This window comes from Arthrobacter sp. D3-16, from assembly GCF_054408515.1.
This window is the reverse complement of the sequence record NZ_CP096437.1, coordinates 2,580,576-2,596,035: the sequence shown is the minus strand read 5'-3', so window position 1 is coordinate 2,596,035 and position 15,460 is coordinate 2,580,576. Positions and strand designations below refer to the sequence as shown.

Sequence of the window (15,460 nt, the reverse complement as noted above, 5' to 3'; positions counted from 1 at the left end):
TAGGGCCTGCTCAATGTCAGCAGGCTTAGGGCCTGCTGCCGGCCGCCCTGCGCTCAGGCGGCCAGCGGCCTTTTGCGTTCCAGCAGGCCGCTCACGACGGCCACGCCCAGGCCCAGGACAGCAAGGCATGCGCCCACCAGCGCGGGGGCAACATAGCCCCATCCCCAGGCGATCACCAGGCCGCCAAGGAAAGCCCCCAGGGCATTGGCAACGTTCAGGGCGGCGTGGTTCAACGACGACGCCAGCGACGGCGCGTCCGGGGACGCGTCCAGCAGGCGGGTCTGCAGCGCCGGCACCAGCATGGAGCCCGCGGCGCCCACCACGAAGACCATCACCAGGGCCGACCAGGGCCACTGGGCAGCTACCGCGTACACCAGCAAGGCCACCGCTATGGCAGGCAGCACGCTGTAGAGCGTACCCATCACGGACTTGTCGGCAATCCTGCCGCCAACGACGTTGCCGGCCACCATGCCAAGTCCGTAGAGAGCCACCACCAGCGGAATCAGCGCCGACGGGAGTCCGGCCACGTGGGTCATCGTGTGGGAGATGTACGTGTACGTGGCAAAGAAGCCGCCGAAACCTACGATGCCGATCATGATGGCGAGCCACACCTGGAGCCGTTTCAGCGCCCCCAGTTCACGGCGGATGCTGGCGTCAGGATGGGCTTCACTGAACGGAACAAAGCGCCAGATCAGCACCAGGGTCAGCACTCCGATAAGGCCAACCAGGATAAACAGCAGCCGCCAGCCGTAGGCCTGCCCCACCCAGGTTGCTGCCGGAACCCCAATGACGTTGGAGATGCTCAGGCCCGCCATCACCATGGAGATCGCCCAACCGCGGCGGGTGGGTGGCACGAGCGAGGCAGCGATGACGGCAGCAACGCCAAAGAATGCGCCATGGGGCAGCCCCGCCGCGAATCGTGAAACCAGCATGGTTCCGTAGTCCGGGGCCAGAAAAGACGTGAGGTTGGCGACGGTAAAGAACAACATGAGGCCGAGTGCCAGGTTCTTGCGCGGAAGTTTTGCACCGACTGCGGCCAGCAGCGGTGCGCCAACCACTACTCCCAGCGCGTAGGCGGAGATGAGGTGCCCCGCTTCGGGCGTGCTGATACCCAGGCCCTGTTCCACCTCCTTGAGCAGGCCCATCATGGTGAACTCGGTGACACCGATTCCCACCCCGCCCATCGCCAAGGCGAGGATCGGCATCGCGACCTTGGGGGAGGCCGTGCTTTTTGCCGTGGGTAATTGGAGGACGCTGCTCATGTGCCTGCTTTTCGAAGTGCTGCTGATACAAGGTTGGGCTGCAGCCACGGCAGTGGGGCTGGGAGGAGGAGACCTGACCCCCGGAGAAAACCTCCGGTGGCGTACCGGTATTCCCCGGACATGGAATGAGTGCCCGGGCCTTTCCATTGTCCCCCATAGAATGGGGCGGTGACTGGACTGATACAGGTGGTGGGCGGAGCCGTAGTTGACCGCCTCCAGGAACCTTCCATGCTGCTCGTGGCGCGCCGCAGTGCGCCGGAGAAGCTGGCCGGGCTCTGGGAGTTCCCGGGCGGCAAGGTGGAGCCGGGCGAAGAGCCGGAGGCAGCGCTCTGCCGCGAGCTGTCCGAGGAACTGGGCATCGGGGCGCGTCTGGGCGGGGAGCTTCGGGCCGAAGCCCGCCACGGCTGGCCCCTGAACGAACGTGCCAGTATGCGGGTCTGGTTCGCGGAAATCGTCCACGGTGAGCCGCAACCACTGGAAGACCACGATGAGCTGCGGTGGGTGTCCCTGGACAACCACAACGAGGTGCTTGGCCTGCCATGGATTCCTGCTGACTTTCCCATCGTGCGTGCCCTGCTGGCGGAGCTGGCCCTGCCGGCAGGAAAAGGACGCTCCTAGAAGAGGGTTTCCTGTCCGGCTGGACCTGGGGTCACGTGCGAGGCACCGGACGCCGCAGAACGCGATGCTGCCTTCGGTGTAGTTGGCGACGGCGAAGCGGGCTTTCCCGACGGCGTTGTTCCGGTACCCGCCCCGGATGCCATGGCCGGGATGATTCCTGCCGGGTACTCCGCTTCCTCGCCGCGCGGATCGTCCAGGTCCCGGTGGCTGAAGCCGGACGAATGGGAAAAGCCATGCCGTGCCTTGAAGTAGCGGACTTTCCCGGCGAGCCAGGTGCGGTATTCCTTTGAAGCGTAGGAACCGGTACCGTACAGGCGCCGGTAGCGGCCGGCGAGCCCGGGATGGTTCGCGGCGATCCACTTCATGAACCATTCCCTGGTGCCCGGCTTCAGATACAGTGCACCGGCCGTTACGCCGGTGGCTCCGGCGGAAGCAAGGGACGCGAAGAGCGAATCCAGGGCTTCGTCACTGTCCGAGAGCCACGGAAGGATGGGCATCGCCATCACCCCGCACGGCAGCCCGGCCTCACGAAGCCGGGACACTAGCTTTAGCCGTGCCCGTGGTCCGGGCGTGCCGGGCTCGACAGCTTCCGACAGTGCCTCGTCTGTCATGGCGAGCGAAATTCCGACGCCCACCGGTACCTGCGTGGCCGCGCTCTTCAACAGCGGAATATCCCTGGCCAGGAGTGTTCCTTTTGTGAGGATGGACAGGGGAGTGCCGGAGTCAGCCAAGGCGCTGATGATCCCGGGCATCAGCCGGTAGCGGCCCTCGGCTCGCTGGTAAGGGTCTGTATTGGTGCCCAGGGCCACCTGCTGGCGGGTCCAGGACGGTTTGGCCAGCTCTTTCCGCAGGACCTCGGCCGCATTGACTTTCACCACCACCTGGCTGTCAAAGTCCAGCCCGGCGTCGAAATCAAGGTAGGTGTGGGTCTTCCTGGCGAAGCAGTAGACACAGGCATGGCTGCAGCCGCGGTAGGGGTTGATGGTCCATTCAAAAGGCATCCGTGAACCAGCGGGGATTTTGTTGAGCACCGACTTGGCAGTGACCTCATGAAACGTGATGCCGGCGAAATCAGGTGTGGTCACAGACCTGACAAGGCCGGCGAGGGGAAGCAGCGCAGGTGGCGCGCCAGCGGCAAGAGTTTCTGCCGGCGGCGGCAGCAGTGCTTGGGCATCCCATCTCATACGAACCATTCGAATATATGTTCGAACTTAAGTCAAGCGTTGTGCGGCTCCGCCACTCCGTAAGAACCGGTTAAGGGCCGGCCTGGAGCTCCCACACCACGGTGATGGCAGCGCCCACTTGGGAGTCTCCTGCCTCGACGGTAAGGGATTCCACAGCAGCAGCCCGCTGCATCCGCGGCAGCGGCACCGGACCCTGGACCGGGGTGTTGTCCGCTACCGAAACCACCCGTCCCAGCCGGGCGGAGGCGAGCTGCGCATACTGCCGGGCGGTCCCCAACGCGTCCAACCATGCAGCCTCCCGCGCACGTGCCCGCACTGCGGCATCGTCGCTGAAGGTGAGTTCAAGGCCGTTCAGCCGAGCCTCATTGCCACCCGCCCCGACGGCGTCTGAAATTGCAGCGGAGGCGGCATCGAGGGCACGCAGCCTTACAGTCAGGGTGCTGGCTGCAATGTATCCCGTGACGCGCTGTCCTTCGCCTTCCCTCCACACGAGGTCCGCACGGACGTTCAGTCCAGTGGTGCGAATGTCGGACCCCTCAACGCCATGCCGGCGGAATGCGGAAGAGACTGCTTCGGAACTGGAGCCCGCCCGGGAGTAGGCCGCCTCCACCGAGTCGGCACGGCACTCCACGCCAATCGAAACCACCATCAGGTCAGGGGCAGCTTCCGCCGAGCCGGTCCCGGTGACGCTGACGGTACCCGCGATCTGAGCGCGCCGGGCTGGGACCCGTGGCGTCCGACGTCGTCACTTGCTGCATCGCGGCCCGGTTCCGTCTGCATGCGTCACGCCTCCAGTTCAGGTGTATGGGGGTGCCAGGGCCGGCGCCGGGTCCCGGAAACAGGGTATCCGCCTGCCTGCAGTCCAGCATGGCGTTCAAAGACGTTGCCCGTGCCCGGATTGCCGGTACGGATCAGGGACCAGGCGGCGGCGAGGAAGTACAACGGGAGGAACGGGATACCCAGGCACCACGCGTACTGGGAGCAGTGCTTTTCCTCGTGCCCCAGCAGCGCCGGCCGGGACAACAGATCAGCCGCGCTACAGCGGCACAGGACCACGTTCCCCAGGCTGAACGCGCTGGCGAACGGCACCCGCCACCGGTATCCGGCAGCTATAAGCAGGCCCCGCGGCCCATGGCTGAGGTCCGTCCCTGCAGCGGCGGCCACGGCGAGTCCGAGGACAGTGCTGCCGTTGATCACATTGGCAGCCAGCCGCAGCCGCTGCGGCACAGTCAGGGGCGGGCGAAGCCCTGCAGGCTGCCGTGGTGTCATGAGGACATGGTAGCCGGGCCGTTCAATTAGACTGGAGGGCAGTGGCCGCCGGCTTTGCCGGTATGCCCTGACCTGGTCATTGAATGAACCGAAATTTGCACGTGAATTGAGGGCATTCATCCATGACCTGCCAGTGACGGACGAGCCGCGGGAAACCGGGCAGGCTGCCCGTTCACCGGCAGCCACGACTCGTAGCTAAGAACAGTAGATGACTGAAACTTTGCCGGGCGCCGCCATCCCGAACCCCACGGATGAAGCCGCCATCACTGCCGCTGTAGACCAGGCCACCGCCGCCATCGCCGGCGCGGCCACCCTTGACGAGCTGAAGGCGGTGAGGCTCGCGCACACCGGCGAGAAGTCGCCGCTCAGCCTCGCCAACCGCGAAATCGGCAAGCTGCCCAAGGACCAGAAGGCCGTCGCCGGAAAGCTGATGGGCGCGTCCCGCGGACGGGTCAACAAGGCGCTCGCGGACCGCACGGCAGAGCTGGAAGCGGAAAACGACGCACGCATCCTCCTCGAGGAGACGGTTGACGTCACCGCCGCTCCGCGCCGTCGTCGTGCCGGTGCCCGCCACCCCCTGTCCACCCTCCAGGACCGCGTCGCGGACATCTTCGTGGGCATGGGCTGGGAAATCGCGGAGGGACCGGAAGTTGAATCGGAGTGGTTCAACTTCGATGCACTGAACTTCAAACCGGACCACCCCGCCCGCGAGATGCAGGACACCTTCTTTGTGGAGCCGCCCGAGGCCCACCTCCTGATGCGCACCCACACCTCCCCGGTGCAGGTCCGCTCCATGCTGGAACGCGAGCTGCCCATCTACGTGCTGTGCCCGGGCAAGGTGTTCCGCACCGATGAGCTTGATGCTACCCACACTCCGGTGTTCCACCAGTTTGAGGGCCTGGCCATCGACAGGAAGCTCAGCATGGCTGACTTGCGGGGCACCCTGGAGCACTTCGCCCGGCAGATGTTCGGCGACGAGGCCCAGATCCGTCTGCGCCCCAACTACTTCCCGTTCACCGAACCGTCAGCAGAGCTTGACATCTGGCATCCCGGCGCCAAAGGCGGCCCGCGCTGGATCGAATGGGGAGGCTGCGGCATGGTCAACCCCAACGTGCTCCGCGCCGCCGGCATCGACCCGGACGTCTATTCAGGTTTTGCCTTCGGCATGGGCATCGAACGCACCCTTATGTTCCGCAACGAAGTGGGGGACATGCGCGACATGATCGAAGGCGATGTACGTTTCAGCGAGCACTTCGGGATGGAGATCTAACAGTGCGTATCCCACTTTCCTGGTTGCGTGAATTCGCAGAGGTACCGGCCGGAGCCACGGCCGAAGAGGTCATGACCGAGCTGGTCAAGGTCGGTTTCGAAGAAGAGGACGTCCACCGTCCCACCGATACCCTGCAGGGTCCCATCGTGGTGGGTCAGGTCCTGAGCCTGGTCAAGGAACCGCAGACCAACGGCAAGACCATCAACTGGTGCCAGGTCCGCGTTGTCCCCGAGGGGCAGGAACAGACCCTCACCGGCAAGGGCATCGATCCCTCCGGTGTGCAGGGCATCATTTGCGGTGCCCACAACTTCGTGGAGGGCGACAAGGTAGTGGTGACGCTGCCGGGCGCGGTACTGCCGGGCAACTTCCACATCTCCGCCCGGAAGACCTACGGCCACCTTTCGGCCGGTATGATCGCCTCGGTCCGCGAACTGGGCATCGGCGAGGACCATGACGGCATCCTGGTGCTGTCCCGCATCGGGCTGGATCCGGAAATCGGCACGGATGCCATGGAACTCCTGGGCCTCTACGATGAAGCCGCGGAAATCAACGTCACCCCGGACCGCGGCTACGCCTTCTCCATCCGTGGTGTTGCGCGCGAGTACGCCCACGCCACCGGTACTTCCTTCACCGATCCCGCTTCCCGCGTCAACGCTCCGGCGGAGCTTTCGGGCGGCTACGGCGTCAAGATCAACGACGACGCCCCCATCTACGGAAAGCCGGGCTGCGACCGGTTTGTGGCCCTTACCGTCCGCGGCGTGGATGCCACCCGGCCCACGCCGCCGTGGATGAGCGCCCGGTTGCGGCTGGCCGGAATCCGTTCCATCTCCCTGCCGGTGGACATCTCCAACTATGTGATGCTGGAACTCGGCCAGCCCACGCACTGCTACGACCTCGACAAGCTGTCCGGGGACATCGTGGTGCGCCGGGCCCTGGCGGGTGAGAAACTCACCACCCTGGATGACAAGGAACGCGCGCTCGACGCCGAGGACCTCCTGATCACCGACGCTTCCGGTCCCATCGGGATCGCCGGTGTTATGGGCGGCGCGGCAACCGAGGTGGGTGATTCGACGTCGAACATCCTCGTTGAAGCAGCGCACTTCGATGAGGTTTCCATCGCCCGCTCCCGCCGCCGCCACAAGCTGCCGTCCGAGGCTTCCAAGCGTTTCGAACGCGGCGTGGACTGGCACATCGCCGGCATCGCCGCGCAGCGGGTGGTCGACCTCCTGGTGGACCTGGCCGGTGGCACGGCGGACGAGGCTGGGACCGACGTTGGGACCGCCCCTGATTCCGTCTCTATCGAGCTTCCGGCAGCCTTTGCTGCTGCCCGGATCGGCATCGATTTCACGGAAGAGCAGATCGTTACGTCCTTGGAGGACCTGGGCGCAGCCGTGGTGAAGAACGACGGCGGCTGGACCGTTACCGCCCCGAGCTGGCGGCATGACCTGGAGACCAAGGAGGACCTCTCCGAGGAGATCGCCCGCCTGGTGGGCTACGACAAGATCCCCGCCACTCTGCCGGTGGCGCCACCAGGGCGCGGCCTCACGCGCGTGCAGCAGCAGCGCCGACGCCTGATCCAGGCACTGGCCGATGCGGGACTTACGGAAGTGTTGTCCTACCCCTTCGTCTCCAAAGCGGCCAACGACACCTTCGGCGTTGCCGAACAGGGTGCCGGCCGGACTGCGGTCAAGCTGGCAAACCCCATCAGCGAGGAGCAGGGCTTCCTGCGAACCTCAATCCTGCCGGGACTCATCGAGGTGGCGAAGCGCAACCACTCGCGCGGTTTCCGCGACCTGGCACTCTTCGAGTCAGGCCTGGTGTTCCTGCCGGCCGAGGGGATGGGCACCAACTCCATCCCGCCGCTCGGGGTGAAGCCCGCCGATGAGGTACTGGACGGACTGTACGACGGCGTCCCCGCCCAGCCGTTCCACCTTGCCGTGGTCCTGACGGGACATGATTCCCCGGCGGCCGCAGCACATGCACCGCGCGTCTGGGACTGGGCAGACGCCCTGGATATCGCCCGCCTTGCCGGGGATGTCCTGGGTGTGGAGGTTGTGGTCAGCCAAGGCAGCCACCAGGCATTCCACCCGGGACGGGCGGCGCAACTGTCCCTGCGGACCGGGGAGGTGGTGGGTTATGCGGGAGAACTGCATCCCAAGCTCCTCGCCGCTTCGGACATGCCGGCCCGCTCGGTCGCCTTGGAGATCAACGCGGACGCGTTGTTTGAGGCCGCGCCGGACGTGATCGTGGCGCGCCACATCTCCACGTTCCCGGTTGCCACCCAGGATGTGGCGCTGGTGGTCCCTGCCGAGGTACCGGCTGATGACGTGCTGGCCGCACTCCGCGAAGGCGCCGGTGAACTGCTGGAGGACGTGGCGCTGTTCGATGTCTACGCCGGCAAGGGCATTGAAGAGGGCAAGAAGTCCCTGGCCTTCGGACTCCGGTTCCGTGCAGATGACCGTACCCTCACTGCGGACGAGGCATCGGCAGCGCGGGAAGGCGCCGTGGCACTGGCGGCCGAGCGCTTCGGCGCGGTCCAGCGCTAGGCCCGCAGCACCAACTCCCATGGATGCCAGGCTGGTCCTGCGGGCGGTGGATATCTCTGCGGAGATTCCCCGCCCGCAGGCGGACCAGCGGCCCGCCGGAGGGTTGGTTCCGGGGCAGGCAGAAACGCTCCGGGCAGCCGCGATGGAGCCTGGGGCAGCCGGGCGTTTCCTTGCCGGCAGGGCAGCACTGCGCCGTTTTGCCGGCGGCATCCTGGACGTTCCTGCAGGCGAGATGACAGCGGCGTACTCCTGTCCGCGCTGCGGATCCGGACCCGGCCTCTCCCACGGTCGCCCCGGCTTCACCCATCATGGCCAGCCGCTGCCCCTTCTGCTGAGCATGGCCCGGGCCGGCGAGTGGGTTCTGCTGGCCGGCCTTACGTCGCCGGCAGCGGGGGAGCGGCTGGGGATCGACGCCGAAGATCCTGCCCGGCTGGCTTTTGACGGCTTTGACGCCGTGGCCCTGGCGAACGACGAAGAGCATGCACTTGCGGGGCTTGCGGGACCCGCCCTGTTCCGCGAACGCGCGCGGCTGTGGACCCGGAAAGAGGCCTGGCTCAAGATGACCGGCGAGGGGCTCCGGACGGATCCCCGGGAGGTAGCCGTTCTGGACAGGCCGGAGCTGACGGACCTGCCGGCCGCCGCAACCGGCCTGCCGGCGTCGCTCGTTGCTGCAGTGGCACTCGGTTGACCGGCAGCGTGGGCAGTACGGCTACGCGGGCAGCGGTGGAAGGGCCAGTTCAAAGAGCCAGGGATGGAGCACGGCTTCGGCATCGATGCCCGCCACCCGGTTTGCCATCAGCACGAAGTCTGCCGTGGAGACCGATCCATGGCGGTGGGTCCTGGTCCATTCCTGAAGGAGCGTGAAGAAGGCCAGATCCCCGCAATGCCTTCGAAGTGCGTGCAGTGCCAGTGCGCCGCGCTTGTAAACGCGGTCGTCAAACATCAGGGCCGGTCCCGGATCTCCGACCAGCAGGTCCTGTTCCCCGGCGGACAACCCCCGCCAGGCTGACGCCGCCCGGCCATGGGCGTCCATAACGCCTGCCTCCTCGGACCAAATCCACTCTGCGTAGCAGGCGAAACCCTCATGCAGCCAGATGTCGTGCCACGCCGCCAGGGTCAGGGAATTTCCGAACCACTGGTGCGACAGCTCATGGGCAATAAGCCGCTGGGATTCCCACTCCGCGCTGAGGTGGTTCCGCCCCAGGATGGACAGTGACTGGGCTTCCAGCGGGATCTCCAGGACGTCATCAGCCACCACCACGGTGTATCCCGGGAAGGGGTACGGGCCGAAGCGCCGGACGAAAGCCGCCATCATGTCACGCTGCCGGCCCAGTCCGTGCGCTGCCGCGTCAGCCAGGGCCGGAGGCACGGCAACGGTTTGGCCCACGCCGCCGGCAGAACCGTCGTCAAGGACCAGGACGTCATACCTGCCGATCTGCACCGTGGCGAGGTAGGTGGCCATCGGCTCTTCCTGCTCGTAGGTCCACGTCTCCCTGCTGGACCCGCGCGTATGGCCTACCAGCACCCCATTGCAGACGGCCCGGTAGTCCGCGTCTGTGGTAACCGAGATGCGGTAGCTGGCCTTGTCCCGGGGGTGGTCATTGCAAGGGAACCAGGAAGGGGCGCCGTCGGGTTGTCCTGCCACCAGGACGCCGTCGGTCAGTTCTTCCCAACCCACCTCGCCCCACAGGCCGCGGCGGGGAGCAGGATTGCCCTCGTACCGGACTTCCACAGTGAAGCTTTCGCCGGGAACGAGGGCAGCGTCCAAATGCACCACCAGCTGTTCGGCCCGCTGCGAAAAGCGGCGCATCCTGCGGCCGTTGAACTGCACTTTGACTGCCCTCAGCCCCACCAGGTCAAGCACAACGGCGGACGCGGCCCGGTTGGCCACCGCGTGCAGCAGCGCCCTGCCGTTCAGCCGGTTGCTGGCCAGCCTGTAATCCAGCTCCAGTTCGTAGCGCGACACGCTGTAGGCGTCAGTGCCATGGTGCGCCACATAGGGGTCGGAGCGCAGGGCGGGTCCCGGCAGGGTGGAGCTTCCGCGGACTGATTCTGGCGAGCTCATGACGGGGGGCCTCAATTAAATGCTGTTGTTCGACGACGGTGGTGTTGCTGGTGTTGCCGGGCGCTTCATTTCCCCCGCGGCAGGAGCGGCCCGGCCCAGGGGCTGACGGGGTTGCCCATCCAATACGTTCCCGCCGGTACTGTTTCCCCGCGCATCACCAGCGACGCCGGGCCAACTGTTCCACCGTGGCCGATCCTTGCCTGCGGGAGGATGACACCGTGTGGTCCCATCGTTGCGCCGTCTTCGAGCGTAACAGGGCCAATGCTCATGATGCGGTCGTGGAACAGGTGCGTCTGCACCACACAGCCCCGGTTAACGGTGGAGTTCGCGCCCAGGGAGACGAGATCCGCTTCCGGCAGCCAGTAGCTCTCGCACCAGGTCCCGGAGCCGATCCTGGCACCAAGGGCACGCAACCACCAGACAAGGGCCGGAGTACCGGTGGCCGCGCGCGCGAACCAGGGCGCGCTGACCATCTCGATAAAAGTGTCCACCACTTCGTTGCGCCAAATGAAGGAACTCCACAGGGGGTGTTCGCCGGCCTTGATCCGGCCAATAAGCAGCCATTTTGCCGCCACCGCGCTGCCGGCTGCCACCGCTCCAGCCAGGAGCATCACCAAACCGCCCAGCAAGGCAGCCACGGCATAACCGTAGCCGGACGCCAGCCAATCGAAGGCCAGCAGTACACCGGCGGCCAGTCCTACTGTCAGCACCACCGGGACAAACCGGCAGGCCTCCCAGAGGGCCCGGGCAATCTTCAGCCTGCGCGGCGGCTGATAAGTAAGCGCGTTGTCTGACGCGACGGCGGTGCGGCGCAACCGGACCGGCGGACTTCCCAGCCACGACGTTCCCGACTTCGCCTTCGACGGCGTGGCCGAAAGTACGGCTACCAGGGAGTTCTTGGGAACATTGCGTCCCGCTCCGGTCATTCCCGAGTTGCCCAGGAAGGACCGCTTGCCGATCTTGGCCGGCGCAATCCGCAGCCAGCCGCCACCGAGCTCATAGGAGGCCACCATCGTGTCATCAGCCAGGAAGGCGCCCTCTCCCACTGTGGTCATTTTCGGGAGCAGCAGCACGGTGGAAGCTTCCACGTTTTTCCCGATTTTTGCTCCCAGCAGGCGAAGCCAGACAGGTGTGAAGAGGCTGGCATAGATGGGAAACAGCAGCTCCCGGGCCAGATCCAGGACGCGTTCCGTAGCCCAGACCTGCCAGCCGATCCGGCTTCGCACCCGGTAGTAGCCTTCGCGCAGGCCCAGTCCCAGCAGGCGCGTGGTCCCCAGGATCAGCAGCAGGTTCGCTGCGAACCACGCCAGGGCGGCAAGGGGCAGGGAAGCCAGTAGGGGAACCCACGCTTCCGCCAACGAACTGTTGCCCCTGATGAAAAGGAATACCACCAGGCAGGCCGCCGCTGCGGAAAGGTAGGGGATCATGGCCAGCAGGGTGCTGGCAGCGGCAAAGGCAGTAAACCAGAGCCTCGCCTGGAGCCCTCCGGTGGCGGGCTGCTCCGGCCAGTTCTGCTTTGCCTTGCCCCGGCGTTTCGCGGGGGAGCCGGCTACCAGCTGACCGGCCTTGACCTTGCCCAGGACTGCTGAACCCGGCTCCACCTGCCCGCCGGCTCCAACGCTGGCACCGGGCATCAGGGTGCTTCGGGCGCCCACCGTGGCGCCGGCGCCGATGTGGATGGCTCCGATGTGCACGCTGTCCCCGTCGATCCACCATCCCGAAAGGTCCACCTCCGGTTCCACGTTGGCTTCTGTACCCAGCGAGAGAAACCCGGTCACGGGCGGCAGCGAGTGCAGGTGCACGTTGCTGCCGATCTTCGCGCCGAGGGCGCGTGCATAGTGGGGCACCCACGCCGCGCTGGCCAGGCTTACCGCTCCCGAGAGGTCCTGGATCTGCTCAGCCAGCCACAGCCGCAGGTGGGCTTTTCCGGACCTGGGGTAGGTTCCCGGTTGAACGTTCCGCAGCAGGATCCGGGCCGCTGCCACAGACAGGCCCATGCGTCCGGCAGGGCTGACGAACACCAGCCAGGACACAGCTACCCACCACCAGGACACCGTGGCCGCGCCGGTGAAACCGGCCAGCCCGGCCAGCAGGTTATTGCCGGCCATCAGGTACGTCAGCCATCGCATGCCAACGAGAATGTGCAGCGGCACACCCATCAGCGTCTGGAAAACCTGGGACTTGCGGGCGGTGGGGCGGACCTTTCGGACCTTGGCAGGACCGGCTGGTGTTCCCTCGGGCAGCGACTGGCGTGCCACGTCGATCAGGGCACCCACGCGGGGCGTGGCATAGATGTCCGCCACCGTGATGGTTGGGTAGCGGACCCGGAGCGCAGAAACGAGTTGCGCCGCCGCAAGGGATCCGCCGCCGGCGGCGAAAAAGTCTGCATTGAGGCTGGTTGGCTTGATGCCGAGCACAGCGGCCCATTGCTCAACAATCCACCGGGCGTCATCGGGAAGGTTCAGCGGGGCATGCTCTGCGTCATCAGCGCCGGAACCGGCAAGCGGCCATGGCAGGGCGTGCCGGTCCACCTTGCCGCTGGTCTTGGTGGGCAAGGAGTCGACCACGGCCAGCAGCGGAACGAGGGCCGCGGGAAGGCTGGCGGCAAGGAGCTGGCGGGCAGCCGCCAGGTCAGGCTCCGCGGTACCGGCCGGCGCGAGGTACCCCACCAGGATCTGGTTCCCGGCCGCCGTCGTCCGGACAGCAGCGGCAGCGCCGGCGATGCCGGGCAACGCCTGGAGCGCTGCATCCACTTCGCCCAGTTCGATGCGGCGTCCGCCCAGCTTGACCTGTTCATCGGCGCGGCCCATAAAAACGAGTCCTTCGGCTTCATACCGGACAAGGTCGCCGGAACGGTAAGCGCGGTCCCAGCCAAGCGTCGGAAACGGGGCATACTTTTCGGCATCCTTGGCCGCGTCCAGGTAGCGGGCCAGGCCGACACCGCCGATGATGAGTTCGCCAACGTCTCCTTCAGCAACAGGAAATCCGTCGACGTCCACCACCGCCAGATCCCAGCCGTCCAGGGGCAGGCCGATCCGGACAGGACCCGCCCCGCCCAGGGGAGCAGCACAGGCAACCACGGTGGCCTCGGTAGGGCCGTAGGTGTTCCACACTTCCCGGCCGTCAACGGCCAGCCGCTCAGCAAGTTCCGGTGGGCAGGCTTCCCCGCCGAAAATCAGCAACCGGACGTTTTCAAGCGCTTCGGCGGGCCACAGGGCAGCCAGGGTGGGAACGGTGGACACAACGGTGATGCCGTGGCTGATGAGCCAGGGGCCCAGGTCCATGCCGGTGCGCACCAGGGCGCGCGGAGCGGGGACCAGGCAGGCCCCGTGCCGCCATGCCAGCCACATCTCTTCACAGGAGGCATCAAAGGCAACGGACAGCCCTGCCAGCACCCGGTCCGATGTTCCAATGGGATCCGCCGCCGCAAGGAAAATCCGCGCTTCGGCGTCCACGAAGGCCGCCGCAGAACGGTGCTGCACGGCAACACCCTTCGGGGTTCCCGTGGAGCCAGAGGTAAAGATCACCCAGGCGTCGTCCTCGGCGTCCGCGGTACGGGCAGCGGGAAAGGGCGAGGGCCTGCTGCCGGTGAGCGCCACCCCGCTTTCCGTGACGACGGCGCCAACCTTGGCTTCGGCGAAGACCAGCCTGGCGCGTTCGTCGGGATCGTCTGCGTCCACAGGGACATAGGCGGCGCCGATGAGCAGGATGGCAAGGATGGAGATGTACAGCCTGTTGCTGCCGGACGGGATCCGCACCCCGATCCGGTCACCTGCACCGAGCCCGGCAAGGTGCATCTCCCGGCCGGCAGCGCGGACGGCCGCCAGCAGTTGGGCATAGCTCAGCGACTCCCGGCCGTCGTCGAGGGCCGACGCGTCCGGGTGCCGGTCCGCCGTGTCCTGAATGATGTCAACGAGTGTCCTCGCCGGGGGAGTTGCTGCAGACCCAACCAGTTGCGGCTGGTAGCGGGGCGCGCGGCCGCCGACCGTTGCGAGGCTGCTGCTGGGTTGCTCGGTCACCCGTGCAGTGTGCCGGGACAAGATGAACAGAAAGTGTCTACGTTTCCCGCTGTCCACAGGTTGTTCGGAAAGTGTTCAACAGGCATTCGGTAAAAGTGCTCCGCCAGACCTGGATGACCCTATGGAATCAGCACGACCTTGCCTGTGGTGAAGCGCCCTTCGAGGTCGCGGTGCGCCTGGGCTGCGTCCGCCAACGGGTACTGGCCGCCCACCCGGACTTTGAGGCTGCCATCGGCAGCGGCAGCGAAAATTTGGTCCGAGCGCCAGCGCCGTTCCGCGGCGTCCTGCAAATAGTGCGCCATCGTGGGCCTGGTCAGGAACAGTGAACCTCCTGCGTTCAGGCGTTGCGGATCCACGGGCGGGACGGGGCCGGAGGCTGCGCCGAACAAGGCCAGCATGCCCCGTACGTGAAGGGCACGAAGCGAACCGTCAAACGTGTCCTTGCCAACGCCGTCATAAACCACGTCAACACCCTTGCCGTCAGTGAGGTCCCGCACCGCCTCGTCGAAGCCGTCGTACCGCAGAACGTGGTCCGCGCCTGCTCCCAGCGCCAGGTCTTCCTTCTCGTCCGTGGAAACAGTAGTGATGACCCGTGCGCCCTTGGCCTTGAGGAGCTGGATCAGCAGCAGGCCCACTCCGCCTGCGCCGGCGTGCAGCAGGACGTTGTGCCCGGATTCAACCTTGAACGTGGAATTGACCAGGTAATGGGCGGTCAGGCCCTGCAGCGGAAGGGCGGCTGCGGTGGCATCGTCAAGTCCCTCCGGCACGGGCAAGGCTTTATCGGCATCCACCAGGGCATAGCCCGCGTAGCAGTCGTGCCCCTCCGCGGTGGCAACGCGGTCTCCCTCGGCGAATCCCGTAACCCCTTCGCCAAGTCCCACTACCGTACCTGCAGCTTCAGAACCGGGAATGAAGGGATACTGGACCTTGTACACGCCGCTGCGCTTGTATGTATCGATGAAGTTAACCCCCGCTGCCGCTACCTGAACCAGCAGTTGGCCGGGACCGGGAACGGGGCGCTCAACCGGTACATACGAGAGGACTTCGGGACCACCGGCTTGCCCGGCGACAATGGCGTGCGTCATGGATTCCTTCCGCGGGCCGGAGTTTCCTTGCCCGGTCCACCCATCCTAGGCTTCAGGGATGGAGCGGGGGCGTCCTGCCGCAGCAGCGTGTCCGCTCCCGCTGCCGCGAACACCTATGCATAAATATCGGGCATGGTGAATA

General features: G+C 66.2%; 11 protein-coding genes. 4 read left to right on the top strand and 7 right to left on the bottom strand.

Going from position 1 to position 15,460, the window contains the following annotated elements; translation table 11 throughout:
- Positions 1-53: 53 nt before the first annotated feature.
- Positions 54-1,262: an MFS transporter gene (locus M1D32_RS12350; protein WP_458778950.1), complete on the bottom strand. Its 1,209-nt coding sequence runs from the start codon at positions 1,260-1,262 to the stop codon at positions 54-56.
- Between the two features lie 168 nt (positions 1,263-1,430).
- On the opposite strand from M1D32_RS12350, the gene M1D32_RS12345 reads away from it, so the two are divergent.
- Positions 1,431-1,880 carry a (deoxy)nucleoside triphosphate pyrophosphohydrolase gene (locus tag M1D32_RS12345; protein ID WP_458778949.1) on the top strand — a complete coding sequence of 150 codons (450 nt, stop codon included), beginning with the start codon at positions 1,431-1,433 and terminating at the stop codon, positions 1,878-1,880.
- On the opposite strand, the gene M1D32_RS12340 is transcribed toward M1D32_RS12345, so the two are convergent.
- The 3 genes from M1D32_RS12340 to M1D32_RS12330 form a co-directional block, all read right to left on the bottom strand.
- A complete protein-coding gene (locus M1D32_RS12340; protein ID WP_458778948.1) occupies positions 1,877-3,064 on the bottom strand; it encodes an Rv2578c family radical SAM protein in 1,188 nt (395 codons plus the stop codon). The genes M1D32_RS12345 and M1D32_RS12340 overlap by 4 nt on opposite strands.
- Positions 3,065-3,134: 70 nt before the next feature.
- Positions 3,135-3,713 carry an SIMPL domain-containing protein gene (locus M1D32_RS12335; RefSeq protein ID WP_458778947.1) on the bottom strand — a complete coding sequence of 193 codons (579 nt, stop codon included), beginning with the start codon at positions 3,711-3,713 and terminating at the stop codon, positions 3,135-3,137.
- Positions 3,714-3,847: 134 nt separating this feature from the next.
- A complete protein-coding gene (locus tag M1D32_RS12330) occupies positions 3,848-4,333 on the bottom strand; it encodes a hypothetical protein (protein ID WP_458778946.1) in 486 nt (161 codons plus the stop codon).
- A 208-nt stretch (positions 4,334-4,541) separates the two neighbouring features.
- On the opposite strand from M1D32_RS12330, the gene pheS reads away from it, so the two are divergent.
- From pheS to M1D32_RS12315, 3 genes are read left to right on the top strand one after another with little or no spacing between them, the layout of a single operon-like run.
- Positions 4,542-5,603, top strand: coding sequence for a phenylalanine--tRNA ligase subunit alpha (gene pheS / locus M1D32_RS12325; protein ID WP_163164583.1), 1,062 nt, complete (start codon positions 4,542-4,544; stop codon positions 5,601-5,603).
- A 2-nt stretch (positions 5,604-5,605) separates the two neighbouring features.
- Positions 5,606-8,149, top strand: coding sequence for a phenylalanine--tRNA ligase subunit beta (gene pheT, locus M1D32_RS12320; protein ID WP_458778945.1), 2,544 nt, complete (start codon positions 5,606-5,608; stop codon positions 8,147-8,149).
- A 19-nt stretch (positions 8,150-8,168) separates the two neighbouring features.
- Positions 8,169-8,837, top strand: coding sequence for a 4'-phosphopantetheinyl transferase family protein (locus M1D32_RS12315; RefSeq protein WP_458778944.1), 669 nt, complete (start codon positions 8,169-8,171; stop codon positions 8,835-8,837).
- Between the two features lie 21 nt (positions 8,838-8,858).
- Here M1D32_RS12315 and M1D32_RS12310 read toward each other — a convergent pair whose 3' ends face one another.
- From M1D32_RS12310 to M1D32_RS12300, 3 genes are all read right to left on the bottom strand, one after another.
- Entirely contained in the window at positions 8,859-10,214 is a 1,356-nt protein-coding gene (locus tag M1D32_RS12310; protein WP_458778943.1) for a M1 family metallopeptidase, read from the bottom strand.
- 65 nt (positions 10,215-10,279) lie between these two features.
- Positions 10,280-14,233, bottom strand: coding sequence for a Pls/PosA family non-ribosomal peptide synthetase (locus tag M1D32_RS12305; protein WP_458778942.1), 3,954 nt, complete (start codon positions 14,231-14,233; stop codon positions 10,280-10,282).
- A 119-nt stretch (positions 14,234-14,352) separates the two neighbouring features.
- Positions 14,353-15,318, bottom strand: coding sequence for a quinone oxidoreductase family protein (locus tag M1D32_RS12300; RefSeq protein WP_458778941.1), 966 nt, complete (start codon positions 15,316-15,318; stop codon positions 14,353-14,355).
- Between the last annotated feature and the right edge of the window lie 142 nt (positions 15,319-15,460).